Source organism: Actinopolyspora xinjiangensis, assembly GCF_900104475.1.
Lineage (GTDB): Bacteria > Actinomycetota > Actinomycetes > Mycobacteriales > Pseudonocardiaceae > Actinopolyspora > Actinopolyspora xinjiangensis.
Genome location: NZ_FNJR01000003.1, coordinates 154,213 through 175,750 on the forward strand (window position 1 = coordinate 154,213; position 21,538 = coordinate 175,750).

Here is a 21,538-nt window from a genome sequence, read left to right on the forward strand (position 1 = left end):
AGATACGACTCGCTGATCCCGGCAGTGAATCCACCCGAGAAGGATAGGTGAATTGGATCACTTAAGCGATTAATAGTCAACACCGGACGAAATGGCGCACGATTTCCCATCCCGACAGGGTCGTTCCATGAGGGACACTCGCCCCTGCACCAGCGGCGGTGAACACGCGGCCGAGCGGATACCGGTCACCTCTGTCATCAGCTCTTTTGGTCGTTGGTCCGAACGCGGGGTGCTCCCCACCACTCGACCGGGGCGGCCAGCAGCACGACGGGCGTACCGAACTACTCACGGACGAACCGCGGAGCCGAGGGGCACCGTGGCGCGGGTCCACCAACGGCGCACCGTCCACTCCGCCCTCGGCGGCCCAGCGGTGGCTGCCCCGAGCAGCGCGGGACCCCCGCACGGCGAAGCCCGCGGGGAACGCTTCCGACGGCGACCGGAAGCGTTCCCGACAACCGCGCGGGCGGCTCAGTCGCGTGCGGAACTCGCCGCCGCGTCCCGGCTCGAGGACACCGAGAGCAGTGCGCCGAGATCGACGGCCGCAGCCATGGCGGCGGTGCCCGCGTCGCCGGGGTGCAGCCCGTCTCCGCCGTCGTAGCTCGGCCGCAACCGCAGCGGGTCGGCGGGATCGGCGGTGGCGGCGGCGAAGTCGACCACGGCGTCGAACCGGCCGCTGTTCCTGATCCACTCGTTGACCCGCTGCCGAGTCCGCTCACGTTGCTCGTTCCAGACGCTCGATCCCTTGAACGGCGTGATCGTGCCACCCAAAACGGTCACCCCCTGCTCGTGGGCCAGCTCGATCAACCGCTCGTAACCCGCGATCAGTTCCTCGGCGGTGGCGTTGTATCCGATGTCGTTGATGCCCTCCAGCACGATCACGCTGCGCACCCCCGACTGGCTCAGCGCGTCCCTGGCGAAACGATCGAGCCCGGCGACGCCGTAGTAAGGCTGTCCGGGGCGCTCGGCCAGCAGCCGGTTACCGCCGAGTCCGGCGTTGACCACCGAGAGGGTCTCGCCCTCCTTGGCGCGCAGCCGCCGCGCCAAGTGGTCCGGCCAGCGCTGGTTGGCGTTGCCGGTGGTGGCGGCGGTGTCGGTGATGGAATCGCCGAAGGCCACCACGGCCCCGCGTACCCGCTGGTCCGGCCGCACGTCGACGGCGTCGGCCACCATCCAGCACGGCGTGGTGCTGTAGCCTTCTCCGCTCGGATCAGCGGCGGTGTCCCCTTCGGCCAGGTAGTTGGTCTGCGCCGTGAAGGGATGGTTCGTCAACGGACCGGTGGCCTCGGGCAGGTGGACACTGATCAGCAACGTGGACAGCGCTTCGACGTCCAGTCCGACGGGATCGCTGTAGCGGTGCCGACCGGCGGGGATCTCGACTTCCGAACGGCCGTCGAACGTCAGCTCACGCACGGTTCCGGGCACCGCGGCGGCTCCCTCCGAGCGCTCCGCGACGGTCGCGTGACCGATCCGCAGCGGCGCGGTACCGAACACGTTGCTGAGCCGAACCCGCACCTCGGAGCCGCCGGTGCTGACGAACACGACATCGCGCACGGTGGCGTCGTCGACGCCGTCGGCCGCCGGACAGGTGTCGGATCCGGGCAGATCACTGCCCCGCACCGGACTAGCCGCCCAGGCGGCCACCCACTTCTGGGACCGAGACTCGGGTGCGGAACGGGCGGCAGCGACGGGCGCGGTCGCGGCAACGACCGCCAAACAACTGAGCAGGCACAACAACGTGCGAAGGACCAAACCACGCAACGGGCATCGCTCCTCGGATTCCAGGCGAACTCCGGCCTACACCAGCACTTGTGAGCGCTCCCAGCAACTCAACACACGATCCGTCGAATTCACTACCACCGATCCGGTAACGATGGGGAGAATCCAGTCAAGTACGGAGAACCGGGCACCGCGACAAGTGAGAAATCGGAGGCTTTCGCATCGCATGCGACTACTGGTATCGGCGGAACGGATGTGGACGGGGACAACCGAGCACCTCGTCGAGGACGGCGCGGTACTCGTGGAGCGGGGCCTGATCACCGCGGTCGGACCGCGCGCCGAGCTGGCCGAATCGGCCCCCGACGCCCACGCCTACGACTTTCCCGGCCACACGATTCTGCCGGGACTGATCAACGCGCACGTGCACCTGTCCCTCGACGCCGGTGCGGAACCGATCAACACCCTGCTGGCCTCCGAGGACGACGAACTGCTGAACGGCATGGCCGAACGCGCCGAACAGGCGCTGGACGCGGGGACGACCACCGTCCGCGACCTGGGGGACAGGAACGGTACGGCGATCCGGATCCGCGATGCCGTCGCACGGGGTGAGCTCACCGGCCCCCGCATCCTGGCGGCTGGCCCGCCGCTGACCGTCCACGGCGGGCACTGCTGGTTCCTCGGGGGCGAGGTGGAACGAGACGAGAACTCGTTGCGCCGGGCCGTCGCGCGTCGGGCGGAACTCGGCGCGGACACGGTGAAGGTGATGGCCTCCGGCGGTCAGATCACTCCGAACTCACCGGCGATGTGGCAGTCGCAGTTCTCCGGGGACGAGCTGCGCGTCATCGTGGACGAAAGCCGACGCCACGGGCTGCCGGTGGCGGCGCACGCGCACGGTTCGGACGCGATCACCGACGCCGTGGCGGCGGGGGTGACCACCGTCGAGCACTGCACGTGGTTGGGACCGGACGGCATGGACGAGCGTGAACCGGTGATCAGGGCCATGCGCGACAGCGGTATCCGGGTGTGTGCCGGTCAGTCCCGCAACTGGCACGGACTGGGTGCCGTGGTCGGGGAGGATCTGGCCCGGCGGTTCCACCGACGGCTCAGCAACCTGGTCGAGGCCGGGGTCGGGGTGATCATCGGAACCGACGCGGGGCTGCGGGACTCGGTGTTCCACGACTTCGCCGGAGCACTGGGACTCTACGAGCACCTGGGATTCGACAACGAGCGGATTCTGCGCATGGCCACCTCCGAGGCGGCCGAGGCGCTCGGCCTCGGCAGGCTCACCGGGCGTGTCGTTCCGGGACTGCGAGCCGATCTGGTGGTGGTGCGCGGTGATCCGCTGGCGAGGTTGAGCGATCTCGGCGAGGTGGCGCTGACGATCGCGAACGGTACGCCGCACCACCCCCGCGCGGCAGCGTGACGTGCCGACCACCACACGCCCGCACCGACCCGGTTCGGCCGGTGAGGACGAAACCGGGTCCGGCGACGAGCGCGAGGCGTCCGCCGAACCCGGTGAACATCGGTCACCGGTGGTGGGGCGGGTGGGTGGCACCGGCCCCACGAGCGGCGGCACGTCCGGTCAGGCGTGTTCCAACTGCGCTTCGTAGCGTCCCTCGCAGGCCGCCCCGTTCAACTTCGCCCGGTGGGCCAGCACCTGCTGGGCGCTGTCGACCTTCTCGTCGCGTCCGACCCACTCCTGCAGCGCCGGAGCCAGCAGGCCACGTCCAAACGAGAAGGTGACCTGCCACGGCAGCGGTCCGAGCTGGTTGATCGCGTTGAGGTTGACGGTGGCCTCCTCGTCACCCTGTCCGCCGGACAGGAAGGCGATCCCCGGGACGGCGGCCGGGACGGTGCGCTTGAGCGTTCGCACGGTCGCCTCGGCCACCTCCGTCGGACTCGGCTGCGTGCCGTGGTCCTTGCCCGCGACCACCATGTTCGGTTTGAGCACCATCGACTCGAGCTCGACGCGCTGCTCGGCGAGCTCGGCGAAGACCCGCCGAAGCGCCCGGGTGGTCGCCTCCTCTGCCGCGGCCAGTGAGTGGTCACCGTCCATCAGCACCTCCGGCTCGACCATGGGAACCAGGCCGGCTTCCTGGGAGAGCGCCGCGTACCGGGCGAGGGCGTGGGCGTTGGCGTGGATCGCGTAGTCGCTGGGCCTGCCGGATCCGATGTCGAGGACCGCGCGCCACTTGGTGAACTTCATGCCGAGCTGAGAGTACTCGGCCAGCCTGTCGCGCAGTCCGTCCAGTCCCTCGGTGATCTTCTCACCGTCGGTTCCGGCGAGCGGCTTGGCTCCCTTGTCCACCTTGATACCGGGCAGGACACCGTTCTGCTCCGCGATCTTGCGCAGCGGCACGCCGGAGGCGGAATCCTGACGGACGGTCTCGTCGAACAGAATCACACCACTGACCGAACTTCCCAGATCGGGCGTGGAGACGATCAGCTCCCGGTACTGGCGCCGCACTTCCTCCGTGGAGTCGAGGCCGACAGCGTGCAGCCTCTTCTCCATGGTCCCGGTGCTCTCGTCCGCGGCGAGGATGCCTTTGCCCGGTGCAACCATCTGCTGTGCGATCAACCGCATGTCGTCGCTGAACACGGTGCGTTCTCCTTAGGGGTGTATCTGCCTGTCGTTGTCGGCCGGTGATCGCCGGACCGGACTCACTTCAAGCCTGACAGACACCGACCGGAGATTCCGAACCCAATCACCTTGAATCGAATCAGATCGGACGGAATCGAATCAGTAAAGTATCGCACATCACTCGAACCAGTGACCATTAGTCACACAAAGCGATAACGCTGTTCACTAGAACGGTTCACTCGTACAGCGGTAGCAATTCCGCGGCCACGCCAAGTACGAAACACTCCCGTGGGACAACAGAATTGGTTCACACAACTCGTCCGGCCCAACGACAGAATCGATTCGGTCACACGGACGGAACTCCTCCTCTCGGCGCGTGCCCTGTCCGGGGCCGCCTTCCGCCCCGTGGTTCCCCACCGGAAGCACTGCCGATAGCGTCCGATGGCGGTGGAGGGAGTACCGATTCAGTCAGCACCGCCAACCGGCGGCTCGCCCAGGATCAACGCCCTTCACCACGCACCACATCCACCCGATCAGAGGAACGACATTGACCAACCCGGATCTCCCCGAGCACCACGACTGGCTGATGGCGGAACGACGCAGACTGCTCGACTTCGCGGTCGCGGCCCGCGACGCGGGGGGCGGTTTCGGTTGGCTGGACGAATCCGGCCACCTCGACACGGACCGTCCGGTGGCTACCTGGATCACCGCCCGGATGACCCACGTGTTCAGCCTGGCCCACCTGCTCGGCGAACCGAAGGCCGCCGAACTCGCGGACCACGGCATCGCCGCGCTGGCGAATCGGCTGCACGACGCCGAGCACGGCGGCTGGTACACCAGCACGGCCGACACCACCAAGGGCGCCTACGAACACGCGTTCGTGGTATTGGCGAGCAGCAGCGCCACCGCCGCGGCACGGCCGGGTGCCGAGGAGCTGCTCGCCGAGGCACTACGAACCGTCGAGTCCCGGTTCTGGGACGACGAGGTGGGGCTCGGGTTGGAAAGCTGGGACAGGACCTGGCGGACCACGGAGTCCTACCGGGGCGCCAACAGCAACATGCACCTCGTGGAAGCCATGCTCGTAGCGGGCGACGTCACCGGTGAACGGATCTGGCACCAGCGTGCGCTGCGGATCGCCGGAACGCTGATCGACGAGGTCGCCCGCGCCCACGCCTGGCGGCTGCCCGAACACTTCACACCCGAGTGGGACCCCGAGCTCGAGTACAACAGTGATCGCCCCCAAGATCCGTTCCGCCCCCACGGCACCACGGTGGGCCACTGGCTGGAATGGGCCCGGCTGCTGCTCCAGTTGGAAGCCTCACTGGGCGAGGAGGCGCCGAACTGGCTGGTCTCCGACGCGCGGAACCTGTTCGAGGCGGCCATCCAGCACGGCTGGCACGCCGACGGACACCCCGGGTTCGTCTACACCCTGGACTGGCAGGACCGCCCGCAGGTCCGCGAGCGGATGCACTGGGTCATCGCCGAAGCGGTCCTGACCGCGGCCGCGCTGTACCAGCGGACAGCCGAGCCCTACTACCAGCGCTGGTACGCCACGTTCTGGGACTTCGCACGCACGAGGCACCTCGACCACGGCCAGGGCAGCTGGCACCACGAACTCACCCCGGACGGACGCCCCTCGACGACCGTGTGGTCCGGCAAGCCGGACACCTACCACGCCTACCAGGCCACGCTGTTCCCGACACTGCCGTTGGCCCCCTCCGCCGCGGTCGCGCTGCGGCCCGCCCGACGGTGAACCGGCCCGGCGAGCCTAGTAGGAGACGAGCCGCTGACCGGTGCTCGGGTGGAACAGGTGCACTTCCTCGGAATCCCTCGGCACCAGGGTCAGCGTCTCACCGATGGCGGGTGTGCCGCGCCCGTCGGTGCGCACCGTGAACCGCTTCGGATCCCCCGAGACGTCCACGGAGCCGATGACCAGCGCGTCGGCACCGAGTTCCTCGACGAGCTCCACGTTCATCCGCATCCCCTGCTCGGAGTCCGCTACGGGGAGCAGCGCCTCGGGGCGCACCCCGAACATCACCTCGTCGAGCCCCTCGGCGGCGGCCAGCGCCGCACGGGGAAGCTCGACCACGTGCCCGCCGAGCACCACGCCGTTCCCCCGCAGTGGAACCCTCTCGAGGTTCATCGCCGGTGAGCCGATGAATCCCGCGACGAACGAGTTGGCGGGTTTGTCGTAGAGCTCCCTGGGTGCGGCGACCTGCTGCAGCACTCCCCCGTCCAGTACCGCCACCCGGTCTCCCATCGTCATCGCCTCGACCTGGTCGTGGGTGACGTAGATGGTGGTGGTGCCCAGTTCGCGCTGCAGTCCCGCGATGTTGGCGCGGGTCTCCACCCGCAGCTTCGCGTCGAGGTTGGACAGCGGCTCGTCCATGAGGAACACGCTGGGATCGCGCACGATCGCCCTGCCCATCGCCACCCGTTGCCGCTGCCCTCCGGACAGCGCTCGGGGCTTGCGGTCGAGGAAATCACGCAGGTCGAGCATGTCGGCCGCCTCGGCGACCTTGCTTCGGATCACGTCCTTGGGGGTTTTGCGCAGCTTCAGCGCGAACCCCATGTTCTCGCCGACCGTCATGTGCGGGTACAGCGCGTACGACTGGAAGACCATCGCTATGTCACGGGACTTGGGCGGTGTGCCGGTGACGTCGGTGGCCCCGATCGAGATCGATCCCTCGTCGACCTCCTCGAGACCGGCGAGCATGCGCAACGCCGTCGACTTGCCCGAGCCCGAGGGCCCCACCAGCACCAGGAACTCGCCGTCCCCGATCTCCAGGTCCAACGAGTCCACGGCCCTGACCGGCGGACTGCTCGGATAGGCTCTGGTGGCCGCGCGGTATTCGACTTCTGCCATTGCGGTATTCCAATTCGTACGAGTTCGGTGGGAGAAAAACGCCCGCCGCGCCCGATGGTGGCAACGGGGGCGACGGAGGCGTCAGACGATCAACGAGTCGTCCGGTTCGCGCGAGCGCGCGACGGCGCGGCGGTACCAGTCGAAACTGTCCTTACGGATCCGCCGCTGCGACTCGTAGTCCACGTAGACGAGGCCGAAGCGCTGCTTGTACCCCTCGGCCCACTCGAAGTTGTCCAGCAACGACCAGCAGTAGTAGCCGTGCACGGGAACGCCGGCGCGGATCGCGTCACGCAGTTCGCGCAGGTGACTGTCCAGGTAGTCGATGCGGTAACCGTCGTGGATCCGACCGTCACCGTCGGGAGCGTCGAAACCGCTGGTCCCGTTCTCGGTGATGTAGATCGGGGGAAGGCCGGGATAGCGCTCGTCGAGCCAGCGCAGCAGCCGGGAGAGCCCCGCGGCCTCCACGGGCCAGTCCATCGTGGTCCTTCCCAGCGACTCCGGGGGGTCGAGCTCGGCACCTATGTCGTCGGCGGTGCGCGGCTTCGGGTCCACGCTCTCGTAGGGCGCGGCCCGCACGTAGCCGGGGAAGTAGTTGTTCACCCCCAGGAAGTCGAGATCGGTACCGATCAGCTCCAGGTCGCCGTCGCGCCGGAAGGAGAAGTCGGTGATCTCGCCCCAGACGACCCGTTCGACGTCCGGATAGGTTCCGCCCAGCACCGGATCGGAGAAGGCGAGATTCTGATAGCACTCGTAGCGCCGGGCCGCGGCCACGTCCTCCGGGGATTCGCTGACCGGCGTCACCGGGTTCATGTTGAGCGTGATCCCGAACGACTCACCACCGTGACGCTGGGCCCGCATCGCGGCCGTCGCCGCGCCGTGCCCCACCAGCAGGTGATGGGCGGCCGCCAGCGCCCCGTGCCCCTCCCGCGCGCCGGGAGCGTGCCTGCCCTCGGCGTAGCCGAGGAAGGCGGAGCAGAACGGTTCGTTGAGCGTGGTCCACAGCCGTACCCGGTCGCCGAGGCTCTCGTGCACGATCGCGGCGTAGTCGGCGAACCGGGAGGCGGTGTCGCGATCGCGCCACCCGCCCGAGTCCTCCAGACGCTGTGGCAGGTCCCAGTGGTACAGCGTCAGGCACGGTTCGATGCCCGCCGCGAGCAGCTCGTCGACCAGCCGGGAGTAGAAGTCGAGCCCCGCGCTGTTGGCGGGACCACTGCCGTCGGGCTGTACCCGGGGCCAGGCCACCGAGAATCGGTAGCTGTCGATCCCCAGCTCGCGCATCAGGGCTATGTCCTCCCGGTAGCGGTGATAGTGGTCGCAGGCCACGTCACCGGTGTCACCGTTGTCCACCGCACCGGGCCGGTGGGAGAAGACGTCCCAGATGGAGGCACCTCGCCCGTCGGTGTTCACCGCTCCCTCGATCTGGTAGGCCGAGGTCGCCACTCCCCACCTGAATCCCTCGGGAAAGGCGGGGAAAGTAGATTCGCCAGTCAACTCGTTCGCTCCATTTCCGCTGTTGCTAAGTCCGACCCCGCCGCGAGGGGCCGAACGAAACGGCCGGGGACGGACCCGTCTCCCCGGCTCACTTGACGGCCCCCGCCGTCAGCCCCTGCACGAGATAACGCTGCAGCGCCAGGAACCCCAGCACGACCGGGATGCTGACCACCAGCGAGGCCGACATCACCTCGTTCCAGTACACGGTGGACTGGGTGGAGTACTCGCGCAGTCCGATCGCCAGGGTCGTGGAATCGGCGTCGGTCATGATCGAGGCGAACAGGGTCTCGCCCCATGCGGTCATGAACGCGTAAATGCTCACCGCGGCTATCCCGGGTTTGGCGGCCGGGATCACGACCCGCCAGAGGGTCTGCACCGGTCCGGCCCCGTCGATGAACGCCGCCTCGTCCAGATCGACGGGGATCGAGTCGAAGTAGCTGACCAGCATCCAGATGGAGAAGGGAAGCGAGAAGGTCAGATACGTGATGATCAGGCCGATGTGACTGCCCTGGAGCACGATCCCGGTCGCCTGCCCGACAGTGGCGTAGATCAGGTACAACGGCAGCAGGAACAGGATGCCCGGAAACATCTGGGTGGACAGCACGGTGAACCGGAAGACGTCGCGCCCCCGGAACCGGTAGCGGCTGATCGCGTAGGCGGCGAACAGCGCTATCAACACCGAGAAGGCGGCCGCCCCGAGCGAGACCACGACACTGTTGACGAAGTAGTCGGCCAACCGCACCGTCGACCACATGTCGACGTAGGGCTGCGGCGTCAGCACCGAGGGCCACCACTGGAACGTGTCCTGCACGTCGGACAACGGCTTCACCGAGGTCGTCACCATGACGTAAAGCGGGATGACGGTGAACAGCGTCAGCAGGCACAGCCCTACGCCGCGAACCCACTGGAACCAGCGCGGCTCACGCATTGCGGCTCCTCCTCGAGGTCAGCATCAGGTACCCGGCGGTGATGACGAGCAGGAACAGCAGCAACAGGGTCGACATGGCCGAGCCGAGGCCGAAGTTCCACGTCAGGAACGAGTTCTGGTAGATGTGGATCGATATGAGGTTCGCCGAGGAGGGAACCGCCTGGTCGAACAGCAGGTAGGGGACGTTGAAGTCGTTGAAGGTCCACAGGAACAGCACCAGGATCAGCACCTGACTGACCGGGCTCAGCATGGGCACGGTGATCGTTCGTATCTGCTGCCACAGTCCTGCCCCGTCCACCGCGGCCGCGTCGTAGATGTCGGTCGGTATCGACTGCAGCCCCGCCATCAGCGCCAGGAAGGCGAACGGCCACAACCGCCACACCGCGGTTATCGTCAGGCTCAAAAAGGCGTTGTTGCCGAGCAGCCAGAACCGCTCCCCGCCCAGCCCCAGGTCCGACAGCGTCGCGTTGACCATGCCGTCGCTGCGGTCGAGCATGAACTTCCAGATCATCACCGAGGTGTAGATCGGCAGCGCGTAGGGCACCAGGAACAGCCCCCGCAACAGGGTCCTGCCGGGGAAGGAGCGCTGCAGGAACAGGGCCGCGGCCAACCCCAGCACCCAGGAGACCCCCACCGTGATGACCGAGAAGGCCGCCGTGACGCCGAAAGACTGCAGCAGTTCCACCCCGGCCGCGCCGTCGAAGTCCAGCGCGAACCGGTAGTTGGCCAGCCCGGTGAACGGGGCGCTCATCCACTCGCGGAGGAAGAACTGGTTGAGCCGCAGAAAACTCATCCACAGCCCGCCGAGCATCGGCACGATGTGCACCAGCAGCTCGAAGAACAGGGCCGGCGCCAACAGCAGGTACGGCACACTGCGCTTGCTGAGGCGCGGGCGCCTGCGCCGGGAACCGTTCGGTTCGGCACCGGAAGTAGGAGCCGCCCGGGGGGTGCTGGTCACCGTCATCGCGTCGAACCTCCCCCGCTCCGCATCTTCTGCTGAGCCTCGTCCAGCGCGTCGGCGATGTCGGAGCGGCTGACCGAGCGATCGGTGCCCGCTCTGGCGAACAGGTCACGCACGGCCGCTCCCACCGTGGTCTCGAAGCGGTTCTCGTTGGGAATCATCGGTACCCGCTTCGAGGACTCGGCCAGCACGCTGGAGAACGTGCGCAGCGCTTTCGTGTCGAAAGCGGGATTGTCGTAGGCGTCGGTGACCACGGGCAGGCTTCCGTACTTCTCGTTGAGGATGCTCTGCTCCTCGGCGCTGGTCAGGAACTCGACCAGTTCGACAGCCGCCTCCTTGTTATCGCTGTTGCGGTAGACCGCGATGTTGGTGCCCGCCACGTGGCTGCGCACCGCCTCGCCGCCCTCCGGCATCGGTTCCGGAACCGGCAGCGGGAAGACACCCCACTGGCTGTCCGCCATGCCCGCGGCGCGGATCGCGGCGATGGCGCTGTTCTGGGCCACCAACATGCCCGCCTCACCGTTCGCGAAGTTTCCCACCGCCTCGGTGGCCGAGCCGATCTCCGCGTCGTCGGGATTGACCACCTCGTACTCGCTCATCAGCTCCACGTAGCGCTGCACGCCGGTCACCATCGGGGGAGAAGCGAACGTCGCCCTGCCGTCGGAGTCGAAAAGCTGGGCCCCCTCCTGGTTCCCGAGCATGAAGGCGAAGTGCGCGTTCTCGGTGTAGCTGGCCCCGGCGAGCGTCATCCCCCACTGCTCCTGGCTCGGGCGGGTGAGCCTACGAGCGACGTCGACGAACTCCGACCAGTTCGACGGCGGCTGTTCGATGCCGGCCTCGCGGAACATCGCCTTGTTGTAGAACACCCCGTAGGAAAGTCCGTACAGCGGAACCGAGGAAGGCGGCCTGCCCGGCATGCCGGTGGAGCTCATGCTCGTCTCCAGGAACCGCTCGCGTCCGCCCAGCTGCCGCATCCGCTCCTCGGTGAACGGCACGAACGCGCCCGTGGCCTGCAACGAGGCCGCCCAGGTGTTCCCCAGATTGACCACGTCCGGACCAACACCGGAAACCGCCGATCCCAGGATCTTGTTGAGCAGATCCCCCCAGCCGATCACCTCGACGTTCACCTCGATGCCGGTACGGGCGGTGAACTTCTCGAACTCCTCGTTGAGGATTCTGCGATCCTGCTGCGGACTGTTCCCCTGATTACTGGCCCAGTAGGTCAGGGTGCGCCCGTCGTCCTGTTCCCGGGCGCATCCCGCCAATAGACTCGACATCAGCACCAGGATGAGCACGATCACCCCGGACAACCGTCTGTGCCGCATTACCACTCCTTGTCGCGGCGTCGGAACGAGCCACGGATCGGTGCGCTGATCGCGAAGCACACGAGGCGGACCCGACCCCGCGAGCTCACCTGTTCGTCTCAGTGGGAGCGCTCTCACTAGTCGTGCAAGACTGCTCGCGCACCCGTGGATTGTCAAGCACGTCACATGAAACCCCAGCTCACTTCGACTACGCACCAGCCACATTCGACAGCAAACCGTGATCACCGCGTCCGCGCGGCCGAACGGACGATCGGAGCGGCCCGAAATCCGGGGTTTACGCAACGCGTTCAAGTCGTTAATTTGGGAGCGCTCCCAGTGATCTGGGTCACCGCTTGGCCCCGGATTCTGGCAGAGCGATTCGACGTAGCGCACCGCTGTGTCCAGTCGACGGTGGCCGGGGCAGTTGACCGGTTCACCGCCGGAACCGAAAGCAGCAAGGAGCATCTCGCATGCCATCCAACTCATCCCCCGGGGAGGAGCGGCGCCCGGCCTGGCGTCGCATCATGCCGGGATTCGTCGCGCTGGCGATGACGGCGGCGGTTCCCATGCTGGCCCCCGCCTCCTCCGAAGCCGCTCCCGCCCATGTGGACAACCCCTTCGCGGGAGCGACCTCCTATGTGAACCCCGACTACGCCGAGAACGTCCAGTCGTCCATCGACCAGACCCAGGACGCCGAGCTCAAGGCCAAGATGGAGCAGATCAAGTCGTACCCGACGGCGGTGTGGCTCGACCGCATCGCGGCCATCGAGGGCGGCGAGGCCAACAGCGGTCGGCTGAGCCTGCGCGAACACCTCGACGAAGCGTTGGCGCAGAAGGGCTCCGGCCCGATCACGGCGTCGTTCGTCATCTACGACCTGCCCGGCCGCGACTGCGCCGCGCTGGCCTCGAACGGCGAGCTGCCGCTGACGCAGCAGGGACTGCAACGTTACAAGACCGACTACATCGACGCCATCACCGACGTGATGGACGACCCCAAGTACAACGACATCCGGATCACCACGGTCATCGAGCCGGACGGGCTGCCCAACCTGGTCACCAATCTGGACGATCCGGAGTGCGCCGAGGCGAAGTCCAGCGGAATTCAGGTCGACGCCGTGCAGTACGCCCTCGACGAGCTGCACGACATCTCCAACGTCTACACCTACATGGACTTCGCGCACTCCGGCTGGCTGGGCTGGAACAACAACCTGACCCAGACGGTGCAGCTCTACACCGACGTCGTGCGGGGCACCGAGGCCGGCTTCCAGAGCGTCGACGGGTTCGCCACCAACACGTCGAACTACACGCCGACCGAGGAACCCTTCCTGACCGATCCCAACGCCAGGGTCGGCGGGCAGCAGGTCAGGTCCGGGCAGTTCTACGAGTGGAACCCGAACTTCGACGAGTCCGACTTCGCGGCCAACCTCCACGATCAGTTCGTCAGCAACGGTTGGCCCAGCGACATCGGAACCATCATCGACACCGGCCGCAACGGTTGGGGCGGTTCGGAGCGCCCCACCCAGGAGAGCTCCAGCACCGACCTGAACACCTACATCGAGGAGTCGAAGGTGGATCGCCGGGCCCACCGCGGCCTGTGGTGCAACGTCAGCGGTGCCGGGATCGGAATTCCTCCCCAGGCCTCGCCCTCCGGTTACGGTTCCAACATCGACGCGTTCGTGTGGACGAAGCCGCCGGGCGAGTCCGACGGCTCCAGTGAGGAGATCCCCAACGACGAGGGCAAGCACGCCGATCCGATGTGCGACCCCGACTACGTCGCCCCGAACGCGGGCAACAACCCCACCGGAGCGATGCCGGACTCCCCACTGGCGGGCCACTGGTTCCACGAGCAGTTCGAGATGCTGGTGCAAAACGCCCATCCGGAGATCGAAACAGCCGCCGCCCGAAAGGAGAAGAACTGAGCGCGGCACCCAGAAATTCTGATCCGGCTGGATCGATCCGGCGCACCTCGTAGACCAGCCGGCCCAGCACCGTCCCGCCCGAATCGGAACGGGCGGGACGGTCTCTCACACACCGAGACATAACCCGAACCACGAACGGCTGGAGTCACCCAACGCAGCGAATTCGACAACCGCCCCCAGCTCCGGAAACACAGGAAAAACCCAACGAAAAACACCACACCAGAAAAAACTTGCACAGCTTCACAAAATCACCTGATCACACTATTTAATTTTCTTGGACACTCCCTAGAATTGAGCGCGAGACACGAAACAAAACCAAACAGGAGCGGAAATGCGATTACGAGGAAAAATGATCGCGATCGGCGCCTTCGGTGCCGCGGTCGCATTGTTCGCCTCGACCATGAATCCCGGAGTGGCGCAGGCCCACGGCGGGTTCACGTACCCGAAGACGAGGACCTACGCCTGCTACGTGAACGGTCTGGAGGGCGGGCAGGGGGGTGACCTCGCCCCCACCAATCCGGCCTGCGCCGAGGCCATAGAGCGCGGCGGCAAGACCGCGCTGTGGAACTGGTTCGGCAATCTGATCAGCGACGCGGGCGGCAACCACCGCGAGATCATCCCCGACGGGAAGCTGTGCGGGCCCACCGAGACGTTCGACGCCTACAACATGGCCCGCACAGACTGGCCCACCACCACGATGCCCGCCGGGGAGACGGTGACCCTGCGCTACAACGCCTGGGCGCCCCACCCCGGCACCTGGTACCAGTACGTCACCAAGGACAGCTGGGACCCCACCGAACCGCTCGCCTGGTCCGACCTGGAGCCGGAACCGTTCAACACGGTCACGAACCCGCCGATCAACGGCAGCGGACCGCACGGGGACGAGTACACCTGGCAGGCCGAGCTCCCCGACAAGGAAGGCAGGCATCTCATCTACTCGATCTGGCAGCGCTCGGACAGTCCGGAAGCCTTCTACAACTGCTCCGACGTGATCTTCGAGTGACCGTTCGGCGGTGACTCACCAGTCAGCAGTGGTGACGGGAGACGCCAACCGTGGCCCGTGCCGTGTGCTCCCGTCACCGCTCCACCTCCTACCGGACAGGAGCATCTCCCAGATGTTCAGCGGAAAGAGACTTCGGTCGTGTGCCGCGGTCGCCCTCGCCGTCTCGGGGTTGGCGCTGAGCTCGTTGACCACCGGCACGGTCGCGGCACAACCCGCCACCACTCTGTGCGGCAAGTACGCCTCCACCCAGGTCGAGGGTGGACGCTACATCGTGCAGAACAACGTGTGGGGAGCCGACACCGAGCAGTGCCTCAATGTGGACGGGAGCTCGTTCACGGTGACCACGGCCAACCACGACAAGGCGACCAACGGTTCCCCGGCGGGATATCCCTCCATCTACGCCGGTTGTCACTACGGCAACTGCACCACGGGGACCGGTCTGCCCGTACGTGCCGATCGAATGACCGAGGCCACCACCAGTTGGGACATCACCACCCCCGAGACCGGCACCTACAACGCCGCCTACGACCTCTGGTTCGACCCGGAGCCGAGCAAGTCGGGGCAGAACGCCGCCGAACTGATGATCTGGCTCGACCATCGCGGTGACATCCAGCCGATCGGATCCCCGGTGGGCACCTTCACCGTGGACGGTGCCCGGTGGGAGATCTGGACCGGTAACGTCGGGTGGAACGTGATCAGCTACGTCCGCACGGAATCGACCGATTCCGTCGACCTCGACCTGACCGCCTTCAGCGCCGACGCGGTCGAACGGGGCTCGGTCGAACCGAGTTGGTACCTCAACAGCGTGCAGGCCGGATTCGAGCCGTGGGTCGGCGGCACCGGTCTCGCCACGAACGATTTCTCGGTCAACATCGGTTGATCAACACCGACCACGGGCGGGCACGAGTTCGTGCCCGCCCGTCTGTTTCGGGAGCCGCCGATCCGAACCGCGAGCTCGCCGAATCGCCGTAGCTTCACCTCACGGAGGGACTCTTGTGCTGGCACGACGGATGGCCGAGAACGGCCGGTGCGCCGCGGTCGTGACGTTCACGCAGAACCGCGGCGGACGAGCTCGGTGGGCAGGATCACCGGATCCAGACTGCGTGTCGGGTCCTCCAGCTGCGCGATGAGCAACCGCGCCAGTTCCGCCCCCATCCGCTGCACCGGCTGGGCCACACTGGTCAGGGCGGGTTCGGTGTTGCGGGCGACGTCGGAGTCGTCGAAGCCGATCACCGCGACGTCCTCGGGAACTCGCCTGCCCGCCGCGCGCAGCACCCGCATCGCCCCCGCGGCCATCAGGTCGCTGGCCGCGAAGACGGCGTCCACGTCACTGTCCCGCTCGAGCACCTCACGCATGGCCTGTTCACCACTGGCCTGTCCGAAATCGCCCTGCGCGACCAGCCGCGTCACCCCTCGACGGGCCTTGAGCGCGCTCCGGTACCCGTCCAGTCGATCGATTCCGGCCGCCATGTCCTGCGGGCCGGTCAACGTGGCGATCCGACGCCTGCCGGACTGGTAGAGGTACTCGGTAGCGGTCCTGGCACCGGTCGAGTTGTCCGCGTCGACGAACGGGACCGACACCTCGGAGGAGAGCGGACGACCGTTCAACGCCACCGGAGCTCCCGCTTCCACGAGTTTGCGGGGCAACGGATCGTCACCGTGCAGCGAGATGAGCACGGCACCGTCGACGTGACCGTTGCCGACGAGCTGCTCCACCCGGTCCCGCTGGCGCGCGCCACTGGCCATCATCAGGTTGAGCTGCAGGTTCGTCTTGGCCAGTTCCTGCCCGAGTCCGCGCACCAGGCCCGCGAAGAAGGGCTCGTCGAAGACCCGGGCCTCGGACTCGGAGACCACCAGCAACACGGTGTCGGTTCGCCTGGTCACCAGGCTGCGCGCGGCGTGGTTCGGCACGTAGCCGAGCTTGTCGATGGCGTCCTGCACGGCGTGCAGCGTGGTGGTACTGACTTCGAGCGAGCCGTTGACCACACGGGATACGGTGCCTCGCGAGACGCCGGCCTCCGCGGCCACCTGTTCGAGCGTCGGCCGCCCGGTCGTCCGCACACGCCCAAGACTCGTCATACGGCCTCCAGCTCGCCCCAAGGGTCGTTCTCCCCAGCCATAGTACTGGGAACGCTCACGCAAGAAACGCCCGCACTCACCAGAGAATATTACAAAACGCGTCTGAACGGTGACAGGCGATCGTCACGATCGTGGGGCGTCCTCGTGAGGTGCGTGGGGCGAACGGTTACGCGCGTGGCGCGAACCGGACGCACAGCCCACCGCTTGCGGATGTGCGTGGAATTTCGCACACAGGTCATCGCGTGTCGTCGATTCGAAATTACCACGTGCTCGAATGCTCGCGGCGGAAACGAACAACCGGAGAGGAACGGATGAGCACCCCCAGCCTCGAACGAGACCGGACAACGACGGAACCACGAGGAAACGGGCGTTGGATAAACCACTGGACCCCCGAGGACCCCGACTTCTGGAACCGAACCGGGAAACGGGTGGCCTGGCGAAACCTGTGGCTGTCGGTTCTGGCCGAGCACCTGGGGTTCAACGTCTGGACACTGATGAGCATCGTCGTGGTGAGCCTGGACGACGTAGGATACTCCTTCACAGTGGGGCAGACTTTCTGGTTGCTCATACTTCCCAACCTGGTCGGAGCCGCGCTGCGCATCCCCTACACCTTCGCGATACCGAGGTTCGGAGGGAGAGGATGGACCACCACGAGCGCCTCGTTGCTGCTGATTCCGTGCGCCATGCTCGCCGGGGCGGTCACGTTCGACGGAACTCCCTACTGGTTCTTCCTGCTCACCGCCGCAGCTATGGGAGTCGGAGGCGGAAACTTCTCCTCCTCGATGACCAACATATCCTTCTTCTTCCCGGAGCGCAGGAAAGGATTGGCGCTGGGAATCAACGCGGCCGGCGGCAACATCGGCGTCGCCGTGAGCCAGTTGCTCGTACCATTCGCGATACACCTCGGCACCGGAGTCAACCTTTCCTACGCTGCCCTGATGTGGATGCCGGTGATCATCGTATCCGCGGCCTGCTCGTGGTCGTTCATGAACAGCCTGACGGTGGCGAAACCCGACAACACCTCCTACCGAAAGGCTGTGACCAGCAAGCACACTCCGGTGATGGCCCTGCTCTACATCGGCAGCTTCGGGTCGTTCATCGGGTTCTCCTTCGCTTTCCCCTCATTGATCGGAATAGTTTTCTCCGAGTTCTCGGGTTTCACCGGAGTAGCCTTCGTCGGGGCACTCATCGGCTCGGTGGCACGACCGTTCGGAGGCTGGCTCTCGGACCGCCTGGGCGGGGCGAGAATCACGTTCTGGAACTTCGTCGGACTGGCGCTGGGGACGCTGGGGGCTCTCCTCGGCGTACGAGCCGAGAACTTCGCCGTCTTCTTTACTTCCTTCGTGCTGCTGTTCGTGCTCACCGGGATAGGGAACGGTTCGACCTATCGCATGATCCCTCTGATATTCAAGGTGGAGACGAGCGAACGGGTGAGGCGAACCGGAGAGGACGAGGACCTCGCGCAAAAAGCCGCCAAACGTCAGTCCGGGGCGGTCGTGGGAATCGTCGGATCCATCGGGGCCTTCGGCGGCGTCGTGATCAACCTGGTTTTCAAGTTCTCGTTGCAGGCCAACGGAACTCTGGTCCCGGCGCTGCTCGCGATCCTCGTGTTCTTCCTCGCGTGCGTTCTCACCACCTGGTGGTTCTACGTACGCAGCAGGTTCGCGATCGAACGCTTCCCCAACCTCGCCCACGCGCACATCTGATCGACAGTCGCGGCCAACGCAGCGAAGTGACTTTAACAGCGGGGAAACCTTTTCGAACCAGGATTGACACCGCCGAAGGCGAGCATCCGTCGAAACAACACCGACCGAGGAGGTGGGACACCGCGCACGGCAGTAGCCATCAGGCGGCCCATCCCTCCGACACCCCTGCTCCTGCGAGGACAACGTAGGCGCGAACCGAGCGCGGCGATGATGACACGACGACAGCGGACACAACGGGAAGAACGGTCGCTCACCGGCTTCACGGTGGGGGTGACAGCGGCGAGGCGGGCTGAGGAGCTGGCGACCATGCTGCGCCGCCGGGGTGCCGAGGTGCAGCACGGTCCGGCCATCCGAATCCTGCCGCTGGCGGACGACCTGGAACTGTTCGAGGCCAGCCGTGACCTGGCCGAACGCCCGGCGGACAAGGTGGTGGTCACTACCGGGATCGGGTTCCGCGGCTGGCTGGAGGCCGCGGAGGGCTGGGGCATGGCCTCGGAACTGAGCCGGCACCTGGCCAACAGCAGCCTGTTGACCAGGGGACCGAAAGCCACCGGGGCAGTGAGGGCCGCGGGGTTCTCCGAAGCTTGGTGCCCGGATTCCGAAAGTAACTCGGAAATACTCCACAAGCTGCTCGGGGAAGATGTGCGGGGGCTTCGGATCGCCGTACAGCTGCACGGGCAGCGGATGCCCGAGTTCACCGGGGAGCTGCGACGGGCGGGAGCGGAAGTCGTCGAGGTGCCGGTGTACCGGTGGGCGGCCCCGCTGGACACCGCTCCGCTGGACGGCCTGGTGGAGGCAGCGGTCAATCGGCGAATCGACGCACTCGCTTTCACCAGCGCCCCGGCCGCGACGACCCTGCTCGACCTGGCGAGTCGCACCGGGCGGCGGGCAGCGTTGCTCGAGGCGTTGCGCGACCACGTGCTGGCCGCCTGCGTAGGGCCGGTCTGCGCACGACCACTCCGGGAGCTCGGGGTCGCGGTGACATTTCCGGAACGCGCCAGGCTCGGGTCGCTGGTGCGTTCGATCGCGGAGTCGTTGCCTCGGCACGGCAGGTTTCTGCGGGTCGGGGGCCAGGAGTTGGAGCTGCGCGGGCAGGGTGTCCTCGTCGACGGCGAGCTGCGTCCCGTGTCTCCGGTACCGATGGCGCTGCTGCGCAAGCTCTCCGAACAGCCGGGAAAGGTGGTGCCCCGCCAGGAGCTGGTGAGGGTGCTGCCCAACGGCGGCGAGGCGCATGCCGTCGAGACGGCGATCGGTCGGCTGCGTGCGGCGCTGGGCACCCGGCGGCTGGTGCAAACCGTGGTCAAACGGGGTTATCGGCTCGGGATGGACAGCGGGGAGATGCGTTCCCACTCCCGGTGAGCTCCACGCTCACCACTGCCGCTCGTACCGTGCGGGAAACACATCTATCCGGAATGGATCCTCCGGAGCCGCGCGGCGAGCTCCAGCTGGGTCCACAGTGCCCGTAACCGTGACCTCGTCCGCAGTCGGTCGAGTCACTCACTGCTACGAAGGCACCAATTCACTCCCCCGATCAGCCTCCAAACTTTGTTCTCGACACAGCAAAAGTCCGTCCGATTGCGGCATTAGTGTTGCCAGCACCCGTGGAACGTGATTAACGTCTCACCTCAACTCGGCGAACGATCCGAACACGGGAGGCAACGAGGTGCCGCGTATCGCACTACGGCCGGAAAACGCGCAGCAGGCACAGCTGCTGCGCCTGCTGCGCGACCACGGCCCGCGTTCCCGCGCGGAACTGGGAGAGGCGATCAGGCTTTCCCGTTCAAAGCTGGCCCACGAGATCGACCGACTCACCGAGCTGGAGTTCGTCGAGAGCGGTGGGTTCGCGGCTTCACGGGGAGGGCGTCGCTCGTCCATCGTGCGGCTCTCGCGGGATCTGCGGTTCGTCGGTGTCGACATCGGTGCGACTTCCGTGGACGTGGCCGTGACCAACGGGGAACTCGAGGTCCTCGGACACAGCAACGCCGAGATCGGAGTCCACAACGGCCCGCCCACCGTGCTGGACACCGCGCTGGACCTACTGAGCAAACTACGCGCGGAAGGGGTGGCCACGGACATCCACGGCGCCGGAGTAGGAATCCCGGGCCCGGTGAGTTTCCGTGAGGGTGTTCCGGTAGCCCCACCGATCATGCCCGGCTGGGACCAGTACCCGGTGCGCGAGACGATGAGCCAGGCGCTCGGCGTCCCCGTACAGGTCGACAACGACGTCAACCTGATGGCCCTCGGTGAGCTGCACGCCGGAGTGGCACGCTCCGTCGACGACTTCCTGCTGGTCAAGATAGGCACCGGCATCGGGTGCGGCATCGTCGTCGGCGGTGAACTGCACCGAGGCGTCTCGGGTAGCGCCGGGGACATCGGGCACATCCAGATCGACGAGAACGGCCCTCCGTGCGCCTGCGGCAACAGGGGATGCCTGGAAGCCTACGCCAGCGGAACCGCGCTGGCACGGGACGCGATGGCCGCCGCCCGTGCCGGCCGCTCGCCACGGCTGGCGGAGCTGCTCGAAGATTCGGGAGCGCTCTCGGCTGCCGATGTCACCGACGCGGTATCCGTCGGCGACCCCGCGGCGGTCCAGCTGCTGCGCGAGAGCGGACACCGGGTCGGCCAGGTGCTGGCCAGCCTGGTCAGCTTCTTCAACCCCGGCCTGGTGGTGGTGGCGGGAGGAGTCGCCGGAGCCGGGCACTCCCTGCTCGCCGAGATGCGCAGTGCGGTGTACCGCAGGTCGTTGCCGCTGGCCACCGGAAACCTGCCCATCGTGCTGTCCGAGCTCGCGGCCGCGGCCGGTGTGGTGGGCGGTGCCAGGCTGATCAGTGACCAGGTCCTGTCCGTGCCCCGTGGCATCGACGAACGATAGGGAGGTCCTCCGGTGACCGGTCCGACTCGCTGCGGGACGTCCGTCCCCTCCACCGGTGGTTCGATCCGACGACGCGGAGCGCGGCGGAGACCACCACGCACTTTCCCGGTAC

Annotated in this window: 15 protein-coding genes and 1 pseudogene; 8 read left to right on the forward strand and 8 right to left on the reverse strand. The window is 66.8% G+C overall.

What is annotated here, in order from left to right:
* Positions 1–468: 468 nt before the first annotated feature.
* Positions 469–1,758 carry an SGNH/GDSL hydrolase family protein gene (locus tag BLQ75_RS05650; RefSeq protein ID WP_211481185.1) on the reverse strand — a complete coding sequence of 430 codons (1,290 nt, stop codon included), beginning with the start codon at positions 1,756–1,758 and terminating at the stop codon, positions 469–471.
* A gap of 184 nt (positions 1,759–1,942) precedes the next feature.
* Here BLQ75_RS05650 and BLQ75_RS05655 point away from each other — a divergent pair, with 184 nt between their 5' ends.
* Positions 1,943–3,139, forward strand: coding sequence for an amidohydrolase family protein (locus tag BLQ75_RS05655; RefSeq protein WP_092598854.1), 1,197 nt, complete (start codon positions 1,943–1,945; stop codon positions 3,137–3,139).
* A gap of 159 nt (positions 3,140–3,298) precedes the next feature.
* Here the strand turns inward: BLQ75_RS05655 and BLQ75_RS05665 are convergent, their stop codons facing one another.
* Positions 3,299–4,315: a class I fructose-bisphosphate aldolase gene (locus tag BLQ75_RS05665; protein ID WP_092598860.1), complete on the reverse strand. Its 1,017-nt coding sequence runs from the start codon at positions 4,313–4,315 to the stop codon at positions 3,299–3,301.
* Between the two features lie 529 nt (positions 4,316–4,844).
* Between BLQ75_RS05665 and BLQ75_RS05670 the strand changes: the two genes are divergently transcribed.
* Positions 4,845–6,050 (forward strand): AGE family epimerase/isomerase, encoded by a 1,206-nt coding sequence (locus tag BLQ75_RS05670; RefSeq protein ID WP_244515259.1) that lies wholly within the window; start codon positions 4,845–4,847, stop codon positions 6,048–6,050.
* Between the two features lie 15 nt (positions 6,051–6,065).
* Here BLQ75_RS05670 and BLQ75_RS05675 read toward each other — a convergent pair whose 3' ends face one another.
* The 5 genes from BLQ75_RS05675 to BLQ75_RS05695 all read right to left on the reverse strand — a co-directional run bounded on the left by BLQ75_RS05675 (position 6,066) and on the right by BLQ75_RS05695 (position 11,868).
* On the reverse strand, positions 6,066–7,163 hold the full coding sequence (locus BLQ75_RS05675; RefSeq protein WP_092598863.1) for an ABC transporter ATP-binding protein: 1,098 nt from the start codon (positions 7,161–7,163) through the stop codon (positions 6,066–6,068).
* Between the two features lie 81 nt (positions 7,164–7,244).
* Positions 7,245–8,654: a GH1 family beta-glucosidase gene (locus BLQ75_RS05680; RefSeq protein ID WP_092598866.1), complete on the reverse strand. Its 1,410-nt coding sequence runs from the start codon at positions 8,652–8,654 to the stop codon at positions 7,245–7,247.
* 88 nt (positions 8,655–8,742) lie between these two features.
* Entirely contained in the window at positions 8,743–9,582 is an 840-nt protein-coding gene (locus BLQ75_RS05685; protein ID WP_092598869.1) for a carbohydrate ABC transporter permease, read from the reverse strand.
* A complete protein-coding gene (locus tag BLQ75_RS05690) occupies positions 9,575–10,546 on the reverse strand; it encodes a carbohydrate ABC transporter permease (RefSeq protein ID WP_092598872.1) in 972 nt (323 codons plus the stop codon). The genes BLQ75_RS05685 and BLQ75_RS05690 overlap by 8 nt, the downstream gene beginning before the upstream one ends.
* On the reverse strand, positions 10,543–11,868 hold the full coding sequence (locus BLQ75_RS05695) for an ABC transporter substrate-binding protein (RefSeq protein WP_211481186.1): 1,326 nt from the start codon (positions 11,866–11,868) through the stop codon (positions 10,543–10,545). The genes BLQ75_RS05690 and BLQ75_RS05695 overlap by 4 nt, the downstream gene beginning before the upstream one ends.
* A 527-nt stretch (positions 11,869–12,395) precedes the next feature.
* Here BLQ75_RS05695 and BLQ75_RS05700 point away from each other — a divergent pair.
* The 3 genes and pseudogenes from BLQ75_RS05700 to BLQ75_RS05710 all read left to right on the forward strand — a co-directional run.
* Positions 12,396–13,733, forward strand: a pseudogene (locus BLQ75_RS05700) (glycoside hydrolase family 6 protein); the annotation flags it as partial.
* Positions 13,734–14,097: 364 nt separating this feature from the next.
* Positions 14,098–14,769 (forward strand): lytic polysaccharide monooxygenase auxiliary activity family 9 protein, encoded by a 672-nt coding sequence (locus BLQ75_RS05705; RefSeq protein ID WP_211481187.1) that lies wholly within the window; start codon positions 14,098–14,100, stop codon positions 14,767–14,769.
* Positions 14,770–14,881: 112 nt separating this feature from the next.
* Positions 14,882–15,649, forward strand: coding sequence for a GH12 family glycosyl hydrolase domain-containing protein (locus BLQ75_RS05710; RefSeq protein WP_092598884.1), 768 nt, complete (start codon positions 14,882–14,884; stop codon positions 15,647–15,649).
* Positions 15,650–15,816: 167 nt separating this feature from the next.
* Here BLQ75_RS05710 and BLQ75_RS05715 read toward each other — a convergent pair whose 3' ends face one another.
* Positions 15,817–16,848 carry a LacI family DNA-binding transcriptional regulator gene (locus tag BLQ75_RS05715; protein ID WP_092598887.1) on the reverse strand — a complete coding sequence of 344 codons (1,032 nt, stop codon included), beginning with the start codon at positions 16,846–16,848 and terminating at the stop codon, positions 15,817–15,819.
* A 311-nt stretch (positions 16,849–17,159) separates the two neighbouring features.
* Here BLQ75_RS05715 and BLQ75_RS05720 point away from each other — a divergent pair, with 311 nt between their 5' ends.
* The 3 genes from BLQ75_RS05720 (at position 17,160) to BLQ75_RS05730 (ending at position 21,426) form a co-directional block, all read left to right on the forward strand.
* Positions 17,160–18,554: an MFS transporter gene (locus BLQ75_RS05720; protein ID WP_092598890.1), complete on the forward strand. Its 1,395-nt coding sequence runs from the start codon at positions 17,160–17,162 to the stop codon at positions 18,552–18,554.
* A 207-nt stretch (positions 18,555–18,761) separates the two neighbouring features.
* Positions 18,762–19,913 (forward strand): uroporphyrinogen-III synthase, encoded by a 1,152-nt coding sequence (locus BLQ75_RS05725; RefSeq protein WP_244515261.1) that lies wholly within the window; start codon positions 18,762–18,764, stop codon positions 19,911–19,913.
* A gap of 313 nt (positions 19,914–20,226) precedes the next feature.
* A complete protein-coding gene (locus BLQ75_RS05730; protein WP_092599635.1) occupies positions 20,227–21,426 on the forward strand; it encodes an ROK family transcriptional regulator in 1,200 nt (399 codons plus the stop codon).
* The last annotated feature ends 112 nt before the right edge of the window (positions 21,427–21,538 follow it).

What these genes read in the sequence shown, in the direction of transcription:
- BLQ75_RS05685 (WP_092598869.1), bottom strand. Translation starts at nt 9,582, where the DNA reads ATGCGTGAGCCGCGCTGGTTCCAGTGGGTTCGCGGCGTAGGGCTGTGC.
- BLQ75_RS05710 (WP_092598884.1), top strand. Translation starts at nt 14,882, where the DNA reads ATGTTCAGCGGAAAGAGACTTCGGTCGTGTGCCGCGGTCGCCCTCGCC.
- BLQ75_RS05655 (WP_092598854.1), top strand. Translation starts at nt 1,943, where the DNA reads ATGCGACTACTGGTATCGGCGGAACGGATGTGGACGGGGACAACCGAG.
- BLQ75_RS05690 (WP_092598872.1), bottom strand. Translation starts at nt 10,546, where the DNA reads ATGACGGTGACCAGCACCCCCCGGGCGGCTCCTACTTCCGGTGCCGAA.
- BLQ75_RS05720 (WP_092598890.1), top strand. Translation starts at nt 17,160, where the DNA reads ATGAGCACCCCCAGCCTCGAACGAGACCGGACAACGACGGAACCACGA.
- BLQ75_RS05695 (WP_211481186.1), bottom strand. Translation starts at nt 11,868, where the DNA reads ATGCGGCACAGACGGTTGTCCGGGGTGATCGTGCTCATCCTGGTGCTG.
- BLQ75_RS05715 (WP_092598887.1), bottom strand. Translation starts at nt 16,848, where the DNA reads ATGACGAGTCTTGGGCGTGTGCGGACGACCGGGCGGCCGACGCTCGAA.
- BLQ75_RS05725 (WP_244515261.1), top strand. Translation starts at nt 18,762, where the DNA reads ATGATGACACGACGACAGCGGACACAACGGGAAGAACGGTCGCTCACC.
- BLQ75_RS05675 (WP_092598863.1), bottom strand. Translation starts at nt 7,163, where the DNA reads ATGGCAGAAGTCGAATACCGCGCGGCCACCAGAGCCTATCCGAGCAGT.
- BLQ75_RS05705 (WP_211481187.1), top strand. Translation starts at nt 14,098, where the DNA reads ATGCGATTACGAGGAAAAATGATCGCGATCGGCGCCTTCGGTGCCGCG.